Here is a 5,919-nt window from a genome sequence, read left to right as displayed (position 1 = left end):
CCGCCGGGGAGTCCGGCTCCCCGGCGGCGGGCCGTCCGTGTTCGCCGTCCTGACGCGAAATGCTCAAGATTCGCACAAAAGTGCCCGTGGGAACGGCCGGAGCCCCTAGGCTCGGCCCATGAGTGAAGCAATAACCGCGGACGGGATCCGGAAGCGGTACGGGGATGTCCAGGCCGTCGACGGGGTGTCACTCTCCGTCGCGACTGGCGAGTTCTACGGCCTGCTCGGGCCGAACGGGGCCGGCAAGACGACCACCCTGGAGATCCTGGAGGGGATCCGGGAGGCCGACGAGGGGCGGGTCGAGATCCTCGGCCTGTCACCGTGGCCGCGCAACCCGAAGCTGCTGCCGCGGATGGGCGTGCAGTTCCAGGCGTCCGCCTTCTTCGCCAAGCTGACCGCGCGCGAGACCATCCGCACCTTCGCCTCCTTCTACGGCATCGGCGCCCGGGCGGCCGACGCGATGCTGGAGCGGGTCGGCCTGACCGAGTCCGCGGACGTGCTGACCACCAAGATGTCCGGCGGCCAGGCCCAGCGCCTGTCCATCGCCTGCGCGCTGGTGCACGACCCGGAGCTGGTGTTCCTCGACGAGCCGACCACCGGCCTCGACCCGCAGGCCCGCCGCAACCTGTGGGACCTGCTGCGCGACATCAACGCCGAGGGCCGCACCGTGGTCCTCACCACGCACTACCTGGACGAGGCGGAGGTGCTCTGCGACCGCGTCTCGGTGATGGACCACGGCAAGGTGCTGAAGACCGGCGCGCCCGCCGCGCTGGTCCGCGAGATCGACGACACCGTCCGGGTCCGGATCGAGTCCGGGCAACTGACCGTCGACCGGGCGCGCGAACTGCTCGCCGCCGCGGGCGCGGTGCACGCCAACCTGGAGGACGACGGCGTCACGCTGGCGCTCTCCACCGCCGAGCCCGGCCCGGTGCTGTCCGTCCTGGCCGAGCAGAACGCGCTGCGCGGCCTGGAGGTCCGCGGCGCCACCCTGGAGGACGTCTTCCTCCAGCTGACCGGACGGGAGTACCGGGCATGACCGCCACCGAACCGCCCCGGACCCCGGCCCCGGCCCCCGCCCCGGTCGCCGCCGCGGACAAGGAGAAGGCCAACGCCTTCGTCGGCCTGTCCCGGGTGATGCTGCTGGGCTTCGTCCGCGACAAGGGCACCCTGTTCTTCACCCTGGCGCTGCCGCTGATGTTCCTGCTGCTGTTCGGCGTCATCTACAAGGGCGGCGGCAGCACCCACGTCAAGGTCGCCGAGGTCGGCCAGGTCAAGGTGCTGGACGACGCCCGCGCCCAGGCCGGGGGCGCGTTGGACGCGCTGGAGATCACCACCGGCCTGAGCGAGGACGACGCCCTCACCAAGGTCAAGAAGGGCGACCTGGACGGCCTGGTCATGCAGAAGCCGGACGGCACCCTGGTGCTCCGCTTCAGCCAGGCCGACCAGGTGAAGGCCGGCACCGTGCAGGGCATCGTCAACTCCGTGGTGCAGAGCGCCAACCAGGCCGCCTCGAACGTCGCCCCGAAGTACGCCCTGGACTCCGCCAAGGTCGAGGACGACTCCACCAAGCCGATCCAGTACCTCACCCCGGGCCTGCTCGCCTACGCCGTCGCCATGGGCGCGGTCTACGGCGCCTCCTTCACCCTGGTCACCTGGCGCAAGAGCCGGGTGCTGCGCCGCCTGCGGCTGGCGCCCATCTCGGCGGGCACCATCGTCGGCGCCCGGGTGCTGGTCAGCGTGCTGGTCTCGCTCGCCCAGACCGCGCTGTTCCTGATGGTCGCGCAGATCGACTACTTCGGGCTCAAACTCACCGGCAACTGGTGGCTGGTGTTCCCGCTGGTGGTCTGCGCCACCCTGGCGTTCATGTCGATCGGCCTGGTCACCGGTTCGCTGGCGAAGACCGAGGAGTCGGCGAACGGCATGAACCAGCTGATCATCCTGCCGATGTCCTTCCTCGGCGGCGCCTTCATCCCGCTGGACTTCGCCCCCGGCTGGCTGCAGGACGTCTCCCGGGCCCTGCCGCTGCGCTACCTGATCGTCCCCGCCAAGTCGGTGCTCAGCCAGGGCGGCGGCCTCGCCGAGGCGCTGCCCGCGATGGGCATCCTGCTCGGCTTCACCGCGGTGCTGTGCGCCGTCGCGTGGCGCTTCTTCAACTGGGACGACGCGTAGCCGCGACCGCCCCGGGACGGGGGTCGTACGCCGGAAGTCCCGGTGTACGGCCCCCGTCGGCGTCTGCGACCATGGACGGGTGACTGACACCGGGCGAGAGACCACCACCGCACCCGAGGAGACCTTCTACGACCAGGTCGGCGGCGAGGCGACCTTCCGCAGGCTGGTCCACCTCTTCTACCGGGGTGTCGCCCAGGACGAGCTGCTGCGCCCGATGTACCCGGAGGAGGACCTCGGCCCGGCCGAGGAGCGCTTCGCGCTGTTCCTGATGCAGTACTGGGGCGGCCCGCGCACCTACAGCGAGCGCCGCGGCCACCCGCGGCTGCGGATGCGGCACGCCCCGTTCAAGGTCGACCGGGCCGCGCACGACGCCTGGCTGAAGCACATGCGCGCCGCCCTGGACGAGCTGGCGCTGCCCGCCGACGCCGACCGCGAGCTGTGGAACTACATGACGTACGCCGCCGCCTCGATGATCAACACCGCGGGCTAGGGCCGCTCTTCAGGCCCCGCTCCTCAGGGCCCGGCCGGCCGGGCCGGCCGGCTCAGCGCAGCGGGCTGAGGCCCAGGCCGGCGCCGGGCGCGGCGGCCGTGCGCAGCAGGACGGAGCCGGCGGGCGCGTCCAGCCGCAGCCAGGCGCCGGCCCGGTAGGCGGCGAGCGGGGCGCCGGGCCGCAGGAACCCGATCGTGTGGGCGGCGTGCGCGGCTCGCAGCGGCAGGTCGGCGGCGGCGCCCAGCGGCCGGGACCAGATCTCGTCGGCGACCGCGTCGACCGCCTGCCGGGTGCGGTGGTGGTCCGGCAGTTCGGCGACGCGGCGCTTGAACTCCTCGACGGCGGCCCGCACTTCGCCGACCACCCGGTCGACGGGGGGCTGTCCGGCCGACTGCCAGCCGGAGCGCGGCGGGAGCAGCCCGGCCCAGGACGGGCCGGTGACCGGGGCGGGCAGTCCGAGCGCGGCGCCCGGCTCGTCCACGGACTCCAGGAGCTGTCCGGCGGAGACGGTCAGGTCGGCGGCCGCGACCGGCCCGGCCAGCCGCACGGTGCGCACCACGAGGACGGCGGACTCGCCGAGCGGCAGCCGCCCGAACACGGCCAGCACCCCGCCGTCCGACCCCGGCACGGCCTGCAGCCGGACCGCCGCGGCCCGGTCGTAGCGCAGCAGCCGGCCGAGGAAGGCGGCCAGGTCGGCGCCCTCGCGCGGGTCGGCGAGGTCGAGTCGGGTCTGCACGGTCACCGGGGTTCAGCTCGTTTCTTCGGCGGTGCGGTGGAGGTCCGCGGTGCGCGGCGTCCGCAGTGCGCGGGATCCGGTCGGGCGGTGCGCGCGGGATCCGGTCGGGCGGTGCGCGCGGGATCCGGTCAGGCGGCGCAGCCGGCCGGCTGCTCGTCCGTGAACCGGCTCAGGAACTCCCGCTCGACGGGGCTGATCCGGCGCGGCCGGCCCTCGGCGAGGTCGTAGGGGACGACCACGGTGGAGGCGGTGACGTACACCGTCTCGGTGCCGTCCTCGGCGACGTCCTTGATCTCGTAGGAGACGGTCAGCGAGGCGCCGCCGATCTTCGTCACCCAGGTCTCGATGGTGACCGGCGCCGGGCGGTGGACCAGCGGCCGCTTGTAGTCGATCTCGTGGCGCGCCACCACCGAGCCGCCCGCGAACTCCCCGGCCCCGGCCTCGGCGGCCTGGGTGAACATGAAGTCGATCCGGGCCTCCTCCAGGTAGCGCAGGAAGACCACGTTGTTGACGTGTCCGAAGGCGTCCATGTCGGACCACCGCAGGGGGCAGGCGTAGATGTGGCGGGCCACGGCGTTCTCCTCAAAACTCCATTCGTACCCGTGGGTACCTACTGGCAGCCTACGGGCAGCGGCCCGGCAGCCCGCCCGCGGGGGCGTACTGCCGGGCCGGCACCGCGAACGGCGGTGTCAGTCGCGGGTCAGCTTCTTGTAGCTGGCGCGGTGCGGGCGGGCCGCGTCGGCGCCGAGCCGCTCGACCTTGTTCTTCTCGTAGGACTCGAAGTTGCCCTCGAACCAGAACCACTTGCTCTCGCCCTCGTAGGCGAGGATGTGGGTGGCCACCCGGTCCAGGAACCAGCGGTCGTGGGAGATGACCACGGCGCAGCCGGGGAACTCCAGCAGCGCGTTCTCCAGCGAGGACAGGGTCTCGACGTCGAGGTCGTTGGTCGGCTCGTCGAGGAGCAGCAGGTTGCCGCCCTGCTTCAGGGTGAGCGCCAGGTTGAGGCGGTTGCGCTCACCGCCGGAGAGGACGCCGGCCGGCTTCTGCTGGTCCGGGCCCTTGAAGCCGAACGCGGACACGTAGGCCCGGGACGGCATCTCGACCTGGCCGACGTTGATCCAGTCGAGGCCGTCGGAGACGACCTCCCACAGGGTCTTCTTCGGGTCGATGTTGGAGCGGGTCTGGTCGACGTAGCTGATCTTGACGGTCTCGCCGACCTTGACCGTGCCGCTGTCCGGGGTCTCCAGGTCCTGGAGCATCTTGAACAGGGTGGTCTTGCCGGCGCCGTTGGGGCCGATCACGCCGACGATGCCGTTGCGCGGCAGGGTGAAGCTGAGGCCGTCGATCAGGACCTTCTCGCCGAAGGACTTGTGGAGGCCGTCGACCTCGATGACGACGCTGCCCAGGCGCGGGCCCGGCGGGATCTGGATCTCCTCGAAGTCCAGCTTCCGCATCTTGTCGGCCTCGGCCGCCATCTCCTCGTAACGGGCGAGGCGGGCCTTGGACTTGGCCTGGCGGCCCTTGGCGTTGGAGCGGACCCACTCCAGCTCTTCCTTGAGCCGTTTGGCGCGCTTGGCGTCCTTCTGGCCCTCGACCTTGAGACGGGTCTGCTTGGTCTCCAGGTAGGTGGAGTAGTTGCCCTCGTAGGGGTAGGCGCGGCCGCGGTCGAGCTCGAGGATCCACTCGGCGACGTTGTCCAGGAAGTACCGGTCGTGGGTGACCGCGACGACGGTGCCGGGGTACTTCTCCAGGTGCTGCTCCAGCCAGTTCACCGACTCGGCGTCCAGGTGGTTGGTGGGCTCGTCGAGCAGCAGCAGGTCGGGCTGCTCCAGCAGCAGCTTGCAGAGCGCGACGCGGCGCTTCTCGCCGCCGGAGAGCTTGGTGACCGGCCAGTCGCCGGGCGGGCAGCCCAGCGCGTCCATGGCCTGCTCCAGCTGGACGTCGAGGTCCCAGGCGTTGGCGTGGTCCAGGTCCTCCTGGAGGGTGCCCATCTCGGCGAGCAGCTCGTCCGAGTAGTCGGTCGCCATCAGCTCGGCGATCTCGTTGAACCGGTCGAGCTTGGCCTTGATCTCCTTGACGCCGTCCTGGACGTTCTCCAGGACCGTCTTGGACTCGTCGAGCGGGGGCTCCTGCTGGAGCATGCCGACGGTGAAGCCCGGCGAGAGGAAGGCGTCGCCGTTGGAGGGCTGGTCGAAGCCCGCCATCATCCGCAGCACGGTCGACTTACCGGCGCCGTTGGGGCCGACGACGCCGATCTTCGCCCCGGGGAGGAAGCTGAGCGTCACGTCGTCAAGGATGACCTTGTCGCCGTGTGCCTTGCGCACCTTGCGCATGGTGTAGATGTATTCCGCCACGTTGGGATCGCTCCGGCGTCGTCGTGAGTAATCGGCTTGCAGCCTTCCATTGTGCCGTAAGGCCACGGGCGCACCGAACGGCCTTGTCGGCCGGCCCCGGTGCGCGGGCCCCGGGCCGCGGCTGCGGGCGGCCCGGCACGCGAACGGCCCCGCCTCCCTGTCCCGGGAGG

6 protein-coding genes are annotated in these 5,919 nt (G+C 71.6%); 3 read left to right on the top strand and 3 right to left on the bottom strand.

Going from position 1 to position 5,919, the window contains the following annotated elements; genetic code table 11:
• Window positions 1–118 precede the first annotated feature (118 nt).
• The 3 genes from ACFUEL_RS33400 to ACFUEL_RS33390 all read left to right on the top strand — a co-directional run bounded on the left by ACFUEL_RS33400 (window position 119) and on the right by ACFUEL_RS33390 (window position 2,659).
• On the top strand, window positions 119–1,036 hold the full coding sequence (locus ACFUEL_RS33400; protein ID WP_380240942.1) for an ATP-binding cassette domain-containing protein: 918 nt from the start codon (window positions 119–121) through the stop codon (window positions 1,034–1,036).
• On the top strand, window positions 1,033–2,169 hold the full coding sequence (locus tag ACFUEL_RS33395; protein WP_380240940.1) for an ABC transporter permease: 1,137 nt from the start codon (window positions 1,033–1,035) through the stop codon (window positions 2,167–2,169). Before ACFUEL_RS33400 ends, ACFUEL_RS33395 begins: the two co-directional genes overlap by 4 nt.
• 79 nt (window positions 2,170–2,248) lie before the next feature.
• Window positions 2,249–2,659 (top strand): globin, encoded by a 411-nt coding sequence (locus tag ACFUEL_RS33390; protein ID WP_380240938.1) that lies wholly within the window; start codon window positions 2,249–2,251, stop codon window positions 2,657–2,659.
• Window positions 2,660–2,711: 52 nt separating this feature from the next.
• Here ACFUEL_RS33390 and ACFUEL_RS33385 read toward each other — a convergent pair whose 3' ends face one another.
• The 3 genes from ACFUEL_RS33385 to ettA all read right to left on the bottom strand — a co-directional run bounded on the left by ACFUEL_RS33385 (window position 2,712) and on the right by ettA (window position 5,749).
• Window positions 2,712–3,401 (bottom strand): hypothetical protein, encoded by a 690-nt coding sequence (locus ACFUEL_RS33385; protein ID WP_380240936.1) that lies wholly within the window; start codon window positions 3,399–3,401, stop codon window positions 2,712–2,714.
• Between the two features lie 122 nt (window positions 3,402–3,523).
• Entirely contained in the window at window positions 3,524–3,967 is a 444-nt protein-coding gene (locus tag ACFUEL_RS33380) for an acyl-CoA thioesterase (RefSeq protein WP_380240934.1), read from the bottom strand.
• Between the two features lie 117 nt (window positions 3,968–4,084).
• The gene (gene ettA / locus ACFUEL_RS33375) at window positions 4,085–5,749 is read right to left on the bottom strand and encodes an energy-dependent translational throttle protein EttA (protein WP_380240932.1); all 1,665 of its coding nucleotides are present in this window, start codon (window positions 5,747–5,749) and stop codon (window positions 4,085–4,087) included.
• Window positions 5,750–5,919 lie beyond the last annotated feature (170 nt).

It is taken from the genome of Kitasatospora sp. NPDC057198 (assembly GCF_042670125.1).
GTDB lineage: Bacteria > Actinomycetota > Actinomycetes > Streptomycetales > Streptomycetaceae > Kitasatospora.
This window is presented reverse-complemented; position numbering and strand designations above follow the sequence as displayed.

Coding starts and splice junctions, on each gene's coding strand:
- ACFUEL_RS33400 (WP_380240942.1), top strand. CDS start 119: ATGAGTGAAGCAATAACCGCGGACGGGATCCGGAAGCGGTACGGGGAT.
- ACFUEL_RS33395 (WP_380240940.1), top strand. CDS start 1,033: ATGACCGCCACCGAACCGCCCCGGACCCCGGCCCCGGCCCCCGCCCCG.